Annotated in this window: 4 protein-coding genes and 3 pseudogenes; all 7 read left to right on the forward strand. The window is 63.2% G+C overall.

The features are described 5' to 3' along the window. Positions 1-54: 54 nt before the first annotated feature. Positions 55-2,190, forward strand: a pseudogene (locus ABS769_RS08845) (methyl-accepting chemotaxis protein); the annotation flags it as partial. Positions 2,191-2,846: 656 nt separating this feature from the next. Then, positions 2,847-3,380 carry a hypothetical protein gene (locus ABS769_RS08850; RefSeq protein ID WP_023903901.1) on the forward strand — a complete coding sequence of 178 codons (534 nt, stop codon included), beginning with the start codon at positions 2,847-2,849 and terminating at the stop codon, positions 3,378-3,380. A 526-nt stretch (positions 3,381-3,906) separates the two neighbouring features. Further along, positions 3,907-4,251 (forward strand): annotated as a pseudogene (locus ABS769_RS22715) (cache domain-containing protein); the annotation flags it as partial. Positions 4,252-4,323: 72 nt separating this feature from the next. After that, positions 4,324-5,907 (forward strand): annotated as a pseudogene (locus ABS769_RS08855) (methyl-accepting chemotaxis protein); the annotation flags it as partial. Positions 5,908-5,962: 55 nt separating this feature from the next. Then, a complete protein-coding gene (locus ABS769_RS08860; protein ID WP_317060714.1) occupies positions 5,963-8,800 on the forward strand; it encodes a methyl-accepting chemotaxis protein in 2,838 nt (945 codons plus the stop codon). A gap of 230 nt (positions 8,801-9,030) precedes the next feature. Next, positions 9,031-11,334, forward strand: coding sequence for a methyl-accepting chemotaxis protein (locus ABS769_RS08865; RefSeq protein WP_317060713.1), 2,304 nt, complete (start codon positions 9,031-9,033; stop codon positions 11,332-11,334). A 390-nt stretch (positions 11,335-11,724) separates the two neighbouring features. Beyond that, positions 11,725-13,971 (forward strand): methyl-accepting chemotaxis protein, encoded by a 2,247-nt coding sequence (locus ABS769_RS08870; protein ID WP_350498144.1) that lies wholly within the window; start codon positions 11,725-11,727, stop codon positions 13,969-13,971. Positions 13,972-14,317: the final 346 nt, after the last annotated feature.

A 14,317-nucleotide genomic window follows, 5' to 3' on the forward strand; every position in this document is an offset into this window, starting at 1 on the left:
CGCCAGCGAACGCTACCGCTGTACCTCTTTTCCTCCCTCCTCCCCGAGAACACCATGAAATTTCTGCATTCGCTCAATGTCGGGCGACGCCTGGCGTTGGCCTTCACCTTGTTGATCGTTTTATTGGCCGGCTCCACCAGCCTGGCGTTATACGAATTCAAGACGGTCAGGAACCAGGTCTCCATCATTATCGAGATCAATAACCGCAAGGCGCAACTGCTCAACCAGATGCGCGAGAGCAATATGCTGGGCGAGCGTTATATCCGCGACTTCATGCTGGCCACGCCGCAGCAACAGCCCACGATCGATGCGCAGCTCAAGGCCAATCGCGCGCACTACGCCCAGTTGTGGGCTGCACTGAAACGCCTGCCGACCACTGCAGATGGCATGCGTGCACGCCAGACCATCGAAGACAGCCTCACCGCCGCACGCGCCACCAACAACCGCCTGCTCGGCATGATCCGCGACGGCAATCTGGACGGCGCCAAGCAGCTGTTGAGCGGTGAAGCACAGCCGCTGCTGGAGCGACGCTCCAACGCGATTGCCGCCGCAGTGGAACTGCAGAACCAGCAGAACGCCGCCGGTGCAGCCGCCATCCTGGGCAGTGTTGCGCTGGCCAACCGCGCCCTGATCGCCTTCGGCCTGCTGTCGGCGTTTCTGGCCGCTGCACTTGCGTGGCTGATTTCGCGCAGCCTGGTGCGTCCATTGACGCAAGCCACGCAAGTGGCCGAAGCGATCGCGCATGGCAAGCTGGACAACCCGATCGGCCCGCAGCCAGGCGACGAACCCGGCCAGCTGTTGACCAGCATGCGTGGCATGCAGGAACAGCTCAAAGCCGTCTCCGCGGCGCAACAGGACATGGCCCGCCGCCACGACAACGGGCAGATCAGCTTCCGCATGGACGAAGCGGCGTTTCCCGGCGAATACGGCAGCATGGTGCGCGACACCAATGCACTGGTCGAATCGCATATTGCGGTGAAGATGAAGCTTGCACGGATCATGTCGCGCTATGCGATCGGCGATATGAGCCAGGACATGGACCGCCTGCCTGGCGAGAAGGCCGTGCTCAGCGACACCATGGATGCGGTCAAGCGCAATCTCTTGGCGATGAACAGCGAAATCAAATTGCTGGCGCAGGCCGCCGCCAATGGCGACTTCAGCGTGCGCGGCGATACGCAGCGCTTCCAGTACGATTTCCTTGCAATGGTGGAGAGCCTCAACCAGCTGATGGCCACCGCCGACGGCAATCTGGGCGCACTGTCCAAGGTGCTGCAGGCGATTGCCGCTGGCGATCTGACCGAGCGGATGCACGGCCAGTTCCACGGTGTATTCGCACAGATGCGCGACGATGCCAACGCCACCACCGAGCAGTTGTCCGGCATCGTCGGGCGCATCCAGCACGCCACCACGTCGATCAATGCCGCTGCCAGCGACATTGCCGCCGGCAACAACGACCTGTCGCAGCGCACCGAACAACAAGCAGCCAACCTGGAAGAAACCGCCGCCTCGATGGAAGAACTCACCTCCACCGTCAGGCAGAACGCCGAAGGCGCTCGCCAAGCCAACCAGTTGGCGATCGGCGCAGCGAGCGTCGCTTCGCAAGGGGGCGAAGTGGTGAGCAAGGTGGTCGCCACGATGGCCGACATCGAAGCATCGTCGAAAAAGATCGCCGACATCATCAGCGTGATCGACGGCATCGCCTTCCAGACCAACATCCTGGCCTTGAACGCCGCCGTGGAAGCGGCGCGTGCGGGCGATCAGGGCCGCGGTTTTGCCGTGGTTGCCTCCGAAGTGCGAACGCTGGCCCAGCGCTCGGCTGGTGCGGCCAAGGAGATCAAGCACCTGATCGACGATTCGGTCGGCAAGGTCGCCGAAGGCTCGCTATTGGTGAATCAGGCCGGCACCACCATGACCGAAGTGGTTGCCAGCGTGCAGCGCGTGACCGACATCATGGGCGAGATCTCCGCGGCCTCGCAGGAGCAATCCGCCGGTATCGAACAGGTCAACCTCACCGTGACGCAGATGGACGAGGCCACCCAGCAGAACGCCGCGTTGGTGGAAGAAGCCAGTGCCGCCGCGCGTGCGATGGAAGAACAGGCCGGTGAGCTGTCCGATGCGGTGGCGATCTTCAAGATCCAGGCGAACGCTGCGCTGCCGTCGGCAAGTAGCACCCCTGCCGCTCGGCGTCTGGTGGTGGTTTAAGCGTCTGACGGTGCTTTGGCATCTGACGTGGGTCTAGGCATCTGACGTTGGCTTAGGCATCAGACAGTGCTTTAAGCGCACGAGGCTTTAAGCACACTAGGCTGCGCCGGTACCCTCATCCGGCGCTTCGCGCCACCTTCTCCCGCAGGGAGAAGGGTTCATAGCCCCTCTCCCGCCGGGGCGACAAGGCACAGCTTGCGCGCCATGGGCGCGCGTGCCTCGGAGCGCCCGCGCCGCAAGCGCGGGCCGGGGCGCGGAGCGGGGGTTGGGGTGAGGGTACGGAGCGAAGCCCTGTGACAATTAAGTTGTCCACCAACTGCTCTGCCAGTTCCAGCGACGCGCTTTTTAGTGCACGAGGCTGCGCCCGTACCCTCATCCGGCGCTGCGCGCCACCTTCTCCCGGCGGGAGAAGGAAACGCACGCTGCGGTTTTACACGCTGTCATTGACGCTCAAAACGCCCCGATCCTGTCGGGGCGTTTTGCTGCGTGGCACTAAACAGCCGATCAAAACTTGCCTCGCAACACCTCTTGCGATTCCCGCGCGGCATTGCCGTTGGTCGAAAGGTGATCAAGCGCAAGCTTCTGCGGCCGATACACAGAGCAATGAGGGCAGTCTTGCCCGCGCTACGTCGAAGGAACTCCGCATGCACACCGCCAATTCCACACGCTCTGCCCGCCACATGCTGGGCTCCATGCTCGTTGTCGCGCTGCTGGCTGCCGGTGTGTCATTGCCCCCCTCGTTCGCCGCGCCGGCGGCGCCGGTCTCGGTGCTTCTGGACAACGTCCCGGTGAGCGCGCTGCAGTCGCTTGCCATCGATCTGGTGCAATTGCGCGACGACCAGCGTGCGCAGCTTGCCGCCTCGCATGACCTCGCACGCATCGATGCCTACGACGAGCGTCTTGGCAATCTGCGTCAACGTATCGCGCGGCATGCCGGTTACTTCCAGGCCACTGCACCACAAGGCGAACAGGCACGGCAGTTTGCGCTGGTGCAGCAGCAGTTGGGCCAGTATCTGGCGCAACACCGTCAGGCCAATCGTGCCCTGCACGAGGGCGATCTGCAAACCGCACAAGCCTTGTCGCTCGGCCACGACGGCGATACCCGCCACCAGTTGTGGAGCGAATTGCAGAACCTGCAGCAGTCCGTGGCAAGCGTCAGCAGCACGCAGCGCAACTAAGAGCGGCTAACAAAACTCCTGCGCATCCGCCGGACGCCTACCCCGCCACTCCTCGGTCGTGGCGGCACCGCAAGCCCATTCCAGCCAGCCCCCACGCTGCGCCGATCCACGCGACCTGACGTCCAGGTCGGCGTGCGGCGTGCGCTGCGCGGCCTGACGGTGCGCGTAACCCGCCGCAGGCTTACCAGGTCATGCGCCGGCGCGGGACCAGCACTGGCATTCAAAGAATGGCTTCAAAAAAGCACTGCAAATCACCCACACACCAGCCATCGGGCAACGCTCAACATTTCTGCAATCGGGTCGCTATCCGACATATCCCGGTCACACATCCTTTCACTGGATACCTGCCATGACGTTTAAGACCACGATCGCAAACACGCTGGCCAACGTGCCGCTCAAGCGCAAGTTCCTGTTCCAGACTGCGTTGGTGGCGCTGGGCATCATCGCGCTGGCGGTCATCGCCGCGCGCATGCAGTACGTGGATCTCACCGATACGCGCCGCGATGGGCTCAAGAGCCAGATCGAAATGGCGATCGCGGTGGTCAATGGTTACGCCGAGCGCGCTGAAAAGGGCGAGATGGATGTGGCGACTGCAAAGAGCAGAGCGCTGGCCACCTTGTCGACGATGCGCGCACGCGGCGGCGTGGATTACATCTACGTCACCGATCAGACGCCGGTGATGCTGATGCACCCCATCCGCCCGGATCTCAACGGCAAGCCGCTCAACGACGTGCTGAGCCCGGACGGCAAGCGCATTTTCCCGGCCTTCGTCACTGCGGCGCAGGCCGGCGGCGGCTACGTCGATTACGCCTGGGCCAAACCCGGCGAAAAGGAGCCGGTGCAGAAGACCTCGTACGCCGCGCTGTACAAGCCGTGGGGCTGGGTGATCGGCACCGGCGTGTATCTGGACGACACCCAGTCGCAGGCGCTGGCCTTCACCGGCGTCGTCACCCTGGCCAGCGGCGTGCTGGTGCTGCTCAACCTGCTGGTGGGCTGGCTGATCGGCAATTCGATCCTGGAGCCGGTGTCGCGTGCGCTCGCCGCCATCAAGGGCGTGGCGCGTGGCGACCTGAGCGTGCGCACCGCACAGCACGGCAGCGACGAAATCGGCCAGATGCTCAAGGCCACCGACGACATGGTGCACACGCTGGAGCGCTTCTCCGCGCAGACCAAGGTGATGGTGCACATGCACGCCGGCGAAGATGTCAGCCACCGCATGCCCACCGATTTCCCCGGTGTCTACGGCGAGCTGGCCGGCGGCATCAATACGATGATCTTCGAACACCTGGACGCCATCATCGATGCGATCGGCATCCTCAACGAATACGCGCAAGGCGACCTGTCGCGCGACGCCGCGCGCCTGCCCGGCACGCGTGCGGTGCTGCACGAAGCGATGGATGCGGCCAAGGCCAGCCTGCTGGCGATCAACACCGAGATCAAGCGCCTGGCCCAGGCCGCAGCCAATGGCGACTTCAGCCAGCGCGGCGATGCCACGCGCTTCAAGCACGACTCGGCGCGCATGATCAACGACCTCAACGCGATGATGGAAGTCAGCGACCGCAACCTGGGCAAGCTGTCCGAGCTGCTGGCCGCGCTGGCCGAAGGCGACCTCACCGCGCGCATGGACGGTCAGTTCCACGGCGTGTTCGCACGCATGCGCGACGACGCCAACACCACGGCCGTGCAACTGGCCGGCATCGTCGGGCGCATCCAGCAGGCCGCCGGTGCCATCACCGGGTCGGCCAGCGAGATCGCCGCCGGCAACAACGACCTGTCGCAGCGTACCGAGCAGCAGGCCGCCAACCTGGAAGAAACCGCCGCCTCGATGGAGGAACTCACCTCCACCGTCAAGCAGAACGCCGAGAGCGCACGTCAGGCCAATCAACTGGCGATCGGTGCGGCATCGGTGGCATCGCAAGGCGGGCACGTGGTCAGCCAGGTGGTGGACACCATGTCCGGTATCCAGACCTCGTCCAAGAAAATCGCCGAAATCATCAGCGTCATCGACGGCATCGCCTTCCAGACCAACATCCTGGCCTTGAACGCGGCGGTGGAAGCCGCGCGTGCCGGCGAACAGGGTCGCGGGTTTGCGGTTGTGGCCTCGGAAGTGCGCACGCTGGCACAGCGCTCAGCCGGCGCGGCGAAAGAGATCAAGCACCTGATCGACGACTCGGTTGGCAAGGTGGCACAGGGCTCGGCGCTGGTGGATCAGGCCGGCAAGACCATGGCCGAGATCGTGTCCTCGGTGCAGCGCGTGACCGACATCATGAGCGAGATCTCCGCCGCCTCCCAGGAACAATCGGCCGGCATCGAGCAGGTCAATCTCACCGTCACCCAGATGGACGAGAGCACCCAGCAGAACGCCGCGCTGGTGGAAGAAGCCACCGCCGCCGCCAATGCCATGCAGCAGCAGGCGCAGCAGCTCGACGAGGCGGTGTCCAGCTTCCGGGTGAGCGCAGCGGTTCCTGCACAGCGCAGCCACAGCCGCGTTGGCGCACGCGCAGGAGCCCTGCTCGCCACCGGCTGAGCAACATCCATACCGTCGCCTTCAGCAGTCACCCCCTTCTTTCGCAGCCACTCCCATGACCGTGTCTTCCACGCAATCTCGCTCCGGCGGCAGTCTGGCGTACCGCCTGATGCTGGGCACCGCAGTGGCTGCATTGCTGTGTTTCGGTCTGACTGCGGCGATCAGCTACTGGCAAAGCAGTCGCGCGTTGATCGCCTCGGCACAGACCACGATGCAGAACGCGGCACGCTATCAGGCCGAGCAGATCGGCAACGAGCTGGGGCAGGCGTTCACCACCGGCCAGTCGGTCGCCAGCGCCTTGCTGGCGCAGCGTGCCCATGGTGGGGTGAGCCGCGATGCGGCGGCGGCGATCGTGCACGACCAGTTGCAGAACCATCCCGAATGGGTGGGCATGGGGACGTTGTGGGAACCGCAGGCCTTCGATGGCAAGGACGGCGACTATGTCGATGCCAAGGGCCACGACAACACCGGTCGTTTCATGACCTACTGGGCCTATAACGGGCAGTCGCTGATCCGCGAACCGTTGGTCGGTTACGAAAAACCCGGCGACGGCGACTGGAACCTCAAACCCCGTGAGCTGGGCCGGCAGATCGTGGCCGGCCCCTACGATTACCAGATCGGCGGCAAGCCGGTGCTGATGACCACCTTGTCCACGCCCATCATGGATCAGGGCAGGTATGTGGGCGTGGTCTCGGTGGATTTCGCCCTGGCCGCGCTGCAGAAACGCCTGAGTGCGCTACGTCCGATGGACGACGGCTATGTCGAGCTGATCTCGCCTGCCGGGGTGATTCTGGCCTCGCGTGACGCTGCGCGGATCGGCAAGCCGGCCGACGGCGCCGACTATCGCGCGATGCTGGAGGCGACCAGGGCCGGCAAGGACTATCTGGATTTCACGCCGGATGCAGCCGGCACGGTCAGCGCCTATGTGCCGTTGCAGATCGGACAGGCGCAGGAGCGCTTTGCGCTGGGTGTGGTGGTGCCGTACGCGGCGATCATGCAACAGGCACATCGCCTGTTGTGGACCATTCTGGCGGTCGGCCTGGGCTCGGCGCTGGTGCTCAGCATTGCGCTGTTTGCATTGTTGCGCCGTCAGGTGGTGGGGCCGCTGGATGCCGCTGCCAAGGTGGCAGGTGCCATTGCCGCCGGCAAGCTGGACAACCAGATCACCGTGCAGCGACAGGACGAAGTCGGCCGCCTGATGGGCGCCATGCAGCACATGCAGACCGACCTGCGCCAACGCATCGAGCGCGACACGCAGATCGCCAACGAAAACCTGCGCATCCGCACCGCGCTGGAACATTCGGAGATGGAAATCCTGCTCGCCGACGAGCAGCACAACGCAGTGTTCATCACCGAAGCGCTGCATACCTCATTGAAATACGGCGAACCGGCGTTTCACGCAAAAGGCCAGCAGGGCTTCAGTGCCGATGCGGTGGTCGGCAACCCACTGGACTATGTGTTCGGCGCCGACGCCGACGGCAAGGCGCGCTCGCAGCGCCTGCAGCAGCTGCAGGCCACCACGCTGGAGCGTTACACCTTCGGCCCGGTGACGCTGGATCTGACCATGACCCCGCTGTATGCCCCCGACGGGCATCGCAGCGGCAGCATGTTGCTGTGGCGCAATGTCAGCGCCGAGGTCAGCACGCAACACGAAGTCGCTGCAGTGGTGCAGTCCGCCCTGATGGGCGACTTCGGGCAGCGCCTCGCATTGGACGACAAGCACGGCTTCTATCTGGAATTCGGCCGTCAGCTCAACGGCTTGCTGGACACCACCGCGCAGGGACTGGAGCGTATTTCCAGCCTGCTCAGCGCGCTGGCCGAAGGCGACCTCAGCGTGCGCATGGATGGTGACTTCCAGGGCGTGTTTGCGCGCATGCGCGACGATGCCAATGCCACCGTGGCGCAGTTGACCGAGATCGTGTCCGGCATCCAGACCTCTGCCACGCAGATCAATGCGGCCGCCAGCGAAATTGCCGCCGGCAACAACGATCTGTCGCAACGCACCGAACAACAGGCGGCCAACCTGGAAGAGACCGCCGCCTCGATGGAAGAACTCACCTCCACCGTCAAGCAGAATGCGGAAAGTGCGCGTCAGGCCAACCAGCTGGCGATCGGCGCCGCCGATGTCGCCTCGCATGGCGGCGCGGTGGTGGCGCAGGTGGTCACCACCATGTCCGGTATCCAGACCTCGTCCAAGAAGATTGCCGAGATCATCAGCGTCATCGACGGCATCGCCTTCCAGACCAATATCCTGGCCTTGAACGCGGCGGTGGAAGCGGCGCGCGCCGGCGAACAGGGCCGTGGATTTGCGGTGGTGGCCTCCGAGGTACGCACGCTCGCACAGCGTTCGGCCGGCGCTGCAAAAGAAATCAAACAGCTGATCGACGACTCGGTGAGCAAGGTTGCGCAGGGCTCGTCGCTGGTGCACCAGGCCGGCACCACCATGAGTGAAATCGTGGCCAGCGTGCAGCGCGTCACCGACATCATGGGTGAGATTTCGGCCGCTTCGCAGGAGCAATCCAGCGGGATCGAGCAGGTCAACCTCACCGTCACCCAGATGGACGAAGCCACCCAGCAGAACGCGGCACTGGTGGAAGAAGCCACCGCTGCGGCACGTGCAATGGAAGAACAGGCCGGCCAGCTGACTGATGCGGTCGCTGTGTTCAAGCTTACGCATGCAGCCAGGCACACGCCGGTGGCCTCCACTGCCAAATCGAGTGGCACATCGATTGCTAAATCGAGCAGCAAATCGAGCATCAAACCCGCCGTCAGTGCCGTGCCATCGCCCAAACGTGCGTCAACCGCCGGCAAGCACGTGGCAGCGCCGCAGCCTCATTCTGCGGGCAAATCGTCCAACAATGCCGGCAACGACAGTCAGTGGCACGAATTCTGATGCAGGCGTTCGCTGCGTGCGCACTGCGGCAGCGCAGGCATCTTCATGCCTGCGCGTGACACGCAATTGGCGTACCCAACCCTGCCCGCCACGGCTGCTTTTCGCGCGGCTTGAGCGCGACGCATGCAAGCCGTTCGCCGCCCCATTTATACTTCAAAAATAAAGAATCATCACTCCAGGCCGCTAGCGTGCATGACAACGCCTCTGCGCAACGCCTCCCGGAGTAAGTAATGAACAAGTTCAACGACTGGCCGATCCGCCGCAAACTGATGTTTGCCTTCTGCCTGAGCGCCGTGCTGACTGCCCTGCTGGGTGGACTCGGCTTTTCACGCATGAAGCAGATGCAGCAGGAAACCGACCTGATCAATCAGGACGTGGTGCCGGTGCTGAGCCGCCTGTCCGAGTTGCGTGGTTTCGCTGGCGAATTCCGCGTCTATGAAGTGGGCCAGTTCGTCAATCTCGACGATCCGGAACGCTATGCGATGTTCTTCAAGCGCATGGACGAGATCCAGGCCAAGTACATCGAAACGCAGAAAATCCTCGATACCAAGATCGGCGCCACCTCGCCGTTGAAGGCCGAGTACGCCAAGCTGACCGATGCCAGCACGCGCTACTTCGCGGCCAACCAGCAACTGCGCAAGCTCTATACAGACCCAGACCGCGCCGCGGCGATGGAATTTTCGCGCAAGCAGTCCGGCGAGATCCGCAAGGAACTGTTCGCCTCGGTCGACAAGCTCTATGCGCAGCAGTCCAAGGCACTGAGCGATATGGTGACCGCCAGCGCAGCCTCGTTCAAACTCACCAGCGCGGTGCTGCTGCTCGGCACGCTGCTGATGGCGGCGTTGTCGGTCACCTTCGGCTGGTTGATCGCACGCAGCATCACCACCCCGCTGTCCAAGGCACTGGGCGCGATCAAGGCGGTCTCGCGTGGCGATCTGAGCGTGCAGGTCAGCAAGACCAGCAACGACGAAATCGGCCAGATGCTGGAGGCCACCGGTGGCATGACGCAGATGCTGCGCCGCTTCAGCGACGAGACCGCGCGCATGTCGCACCTGCATGCGGCCGAAGACATCACTCACCGCATGCCGGAGGATTTCCCCGGCGTGTACGGCAACCTGGCCGGCGGCATCAACACGATGATCTTCGAGCATCTGGATGCCATCACCGATTCTGTGCGCATCCTCAATCAATACGCGCAAGGCGACCTGACCCAGGACGCACGCCGTCTGCCGGCCAGTCGCGCGATCCTGCATGAAGCGATGGATGCGGCCAAGGCCAGCCTGTTGTCGATCAACACCGAGATCAAGCAGCTGGCGCAGGCCGCCGCCGCCGGCGATTTCAGCGCACGTGGCGACGCAGCACGTTTCAAGTACGACTTCGCGGTGATGGTGTCGGATCTGAACTCGATGATGGAAGTCAGCGACCGCAATCTGGGCAAGCTGTCGCAGTTGCTCGGTGCAGTGGCCGATGGCGATCTCACCGCGCGTATGGATGGCGAGTTCCACGGCGTGTTCGCGCGCCTGCGCGACGATGCCAATGCCACCACCCAGCGCCTGACCGACATCGTCGGCCGCATCAAGCACTCCACCTTGGCCATCAACACCGCCGCAGGCGAAATCGCCGCCGGCAACCAGGACCTGTCGCAGCGCACCGAGCAGCAGGCGGCCAATCTGGAAGAAACCGCCGCCTCGATGGAAGAGCTCACCTCCACCGTCAAGCAGAACGCCGAACACGCGCGCCAGGCGAATCAATTGGCGATCGGCGCAGCCGGTGTGGCCTCGCATGGCGGCAGCGTGGTCGGCCAGGTGGTCACCACCATGTCCGGCATCGAGACCTCGTCCAGGAAGATCGCCGAGATCATCAGCGTCATCGACGGTATCGCCTTCCAGACCAATATCCTGGCGTTGAACGCGGCGGTGGAAGCGGCGCGTGCCGGTGAGCAGGGCCGTGGATTTGCCGTGGTCGCCTCGGAAGTGCGCACGCTGGCACAGCGTTCGGCCGCCGCAGCGAAGGAGATCAAGAGCCTGATCGACGACTCGGTGAGCAAGGTGGCCGAAGGCTCGGCGCTGGTGAATCAGGCCGGCAGCACCATGAGCGAGATCGTCTCTTCGGTGCAGCGCGTCACCGACATCATGAGCGAGATTTCCGCCGCCTCCCAGGAGCAGTCGGCCGGCATCGAGCAGGTCAACCAGACCGTCACCCACATGGACGAAGCCACCCAGCAGAACGCCGCGCTGGTGGAAGAGGCCACCGCCGCCGCACGCTCGATGGAAGAGCAGGCGCAGCAGCTCACCGAAGCGGTCGCGCTGTTCCGGTTGTCTGCCGAGCTGGAAGCAGTGACACGCGCCACCCCGGTGGTGCGCCACATCACCGCCAAGCGCCCGGCCGCCAGCAGCATGCCTGCCGCCAAGACGTCCGCTACCAGGTCATCTGTGTCCAAGCTGGCTGCCTCCAGGCCGGCTGCTACAAGGTCCACCGCACGCACTGCCGCTGCAGTTGCGCCGTCCAACGAATCGGATTGGGCGGAGTTCTAAACGGACATATCGTCGACATACAAGTCGCTGCAGTCCAGGCCGCGCTCTTTCGGGAGCGCGGCTTTTTTTATTGTCGCAACGTTTGGGAAGCAGCCTCAGCAATGCGACAAGGATAAACGCATATAGATAATAATATTTTACTTATGTATTGATTAGCGGGCGGTCGATCTCGACATTATCGATAGTCGGAAAACGTTAATCCTGACCGAAAAATGCTTTATTGGGCGACACCATTTTCACAAGCATGACTCGACTTATATATTTTTGGAATCGAGGTATTAAGTAATTGGCATTGCATGCCGCTACTGCGCATAGCGACGCGTCATACAGTACAGGTCGGCGCCATTCGGTCGCTCCCTTTCATCGCATAACGTCATCCAGGATCTTGTCATGACTGCACTTCTCCAACGCTACAACGTCGGCCCTCGCTTGGCGGCGGCCTTTGCTGTGCTGATTCTGTTGTCTGGCGTCATCGCCTTTATCGGCTACCGCGGCCTGAGTTCGGCCCGCTCGCTGGTGGACCAGCTGGTGCACGAGAACATGACAAAGATCCGTCTGTCCAACGACATGATCAATGCCAATTTCATTATCGGCCTGCAGTTGCGCAATGTGGTGCTGCCCACTACCGATGCGGAAAATCGCGACTTCATTGCGAAGATCCAGTCTGCACGTGCCGACTACACCAAGGCACGCGACGAATTGTATGCATTGCCGCCGTCCGAAAAAGGCAAGATCCTGCGCGCGGAGATCGATGCCCGCCGCGCCGAAGTTAAAGTCTTGAACGACAAAGTCATGGATATGGTGATGACCGGTCGCAGAGACGAGGCACTGCCCTTGCTGCTGACCAAGGCGGCACCTGCAATGCAGCAATGGCAGGACAAGATTGGCGAAAACATCACACTGCAAGACAAGCTAGCCAGCGAAGCCTCGGCAGCAGCGCTGCAATCCATGGACGGCTCGCGCAAGCTGCTGATCGGTGGTTCGCTGCTGGTGGTGTTGCTGAGCGCTACGCTGGGCCTGCTGATCACCCGCAGCCTCACACAACCGTTGAGCCGCGCCACCCGCGCCGCCGAAGCGATTGCCGGTGGCAACCTGGACAACGACGTCAACACGCAGGCCAATGACGAAGCCGGCCGCCTGCTCAAGGCCATGAGCAAGATGCAGCTGCAGCTGCGCAACCTGCTCAGCGCGCAGACCGATATGGCCAAGCGCCATGACGAGGGCCAGATTAGCTTCCGCATCGATGCGGCAGCCTTCCCCGGCGAGTACGGCCGCATGGCGCACGACACCAACAACCTGGTGGGCTCGCACATCGCGGTGAAGATGCGTCTGGCACAGATCATGGGCCGCTACGCGATCGGTGATCTGTCCGAGGACATGGAAAAGCTGCCCGGCGAAAAGGCCGTGCTCAGCGACACCATGGCGCAGGTCAAGCTCAACCTCGGCGCGATGAATACGGAGATCAAGCACCTGGCCGTGTCGGCGGCCAACGGCGACTTCAGTGCCCGCGGCGATGCCGAGCGCTTCCAGTACGACTTCCGTGTGATGGTGGAAAGCCTCAATCACCTGATGTCCACCGCCGACGGCAACCTGCAGGCGTTGTCCGGCCTGTTGCAGTCGATCGCTGCCGGCGACCTCACCGCACGCATGAGCGGCGATTTCCGCGGCGTGTTCGCGCAGATGCGTGACGATGCCAATGCCACGGCCACGCAGCTGGCCGAGATCGTCAGCGGCATCAAGGCCTCGGCGATTTCGATCAAGGGCGCCGCCAGCGAGATCGCCGCCGGCAACCAGGATCTGTCGCAGCGCACCGAACAACAGGCCGCCAACCTGGAAGAAACCGCCGCCTCGATGGAAGAGCTCACCTCCACCGTCAAGCAAAATGCCGAAGGCGCGCGCCAGGCCAATCAGCTGGCCATCGGCGCGGCTAGCGTGGCCTCGCAAGGCGGCGACGTGGTCGGCAAGGTAGTGCAGACCATGAGCGGCATCGAAGCCTCGTCCAAGAAGATCGCCGACATCATCTCCGTCATCGACGGCATCGCCTTCCAGACCAACATCCTGGCGTTGAACGCGGCAGTGGAAGCGGCACGTGCCGGCGAACAAGGCCGGGGTTTTGCAGTGGTCGCCTCCGAAGTGCGCACCCTGGCCCAGCGTTCGTCTGCGGCGGCCAAGGAGATCAAGGGCCTGATCGACGATTCGGTCGAGCGTGTCGCCGAAGGTTCTGCACTGGTGCACAGCGCCGGCAAGACCATGGGCGAAGTGGTCGCCAGCGTGCAGCGCGTCACCGACATCATGGGCGAGATTTCCGCTGCCTCGCAGGAACAGTCGGCCGGGATCGAACAGGTCAACCAGACCATCACCCAGATGGACGAAACCACCCAGCAGAACGCCGCGTTGGTGGAAGAAGCCACCGCCGCCGCACGGGCACTGGAAGACCAGGCCACCCAGCTCACCGATGCGGTCGCGGTGTTTCGCCTGTCGGCCGACCTGGAAACGGTGGCGCGCGCCAGCACGGTGGTTCGTCTGCAACCCGCGCACCGCTCTGCAGTCAAGCCGGCGGCCCCCGCCAAACCGCGTCAGGGTCAGGCGGCAAGAGCGGCCGGTGCATCCACCGCTACCGACTGGGCCGAGTTCTGATCGCCCCCTTCCAGACGAGGGGGCACAGCAACGCGTTCGGTATCGAACGCGTTTTTTTTTGCCACCACGTACCCGCTCCGGTATTAGGGCAGGCGCATGCGCGTTGACTCCATGTCTGCAGGACAACTCGATGACACCCGGTGTCATTCTGGGAATTGTCCAGCCTACTCAAGGGAAAAGTGGCAGAAAAGCGCCCTCGGCACGGCTGCACGTGTTTGCCCGAGCCGAGCGTCAAAGTCGCCTCAGTTTTCGCGTCATGAAATGACGTGATCACATCTAAATACGACAGGAAATGCCCCTTCGATTGAATTGCATGACCGCAGCTATCACATAATCGAGCTCATCT

Source organism: Xanthomonas hortorum (genome assembly GCF_040279205.1).
GTDB lineage: Bacteria > Pseudomonadota > Gammaproteobacteria > Xanthomonadales > Xanthomonadaceae > Xanthomonas > Xanthomonas hortorum_F.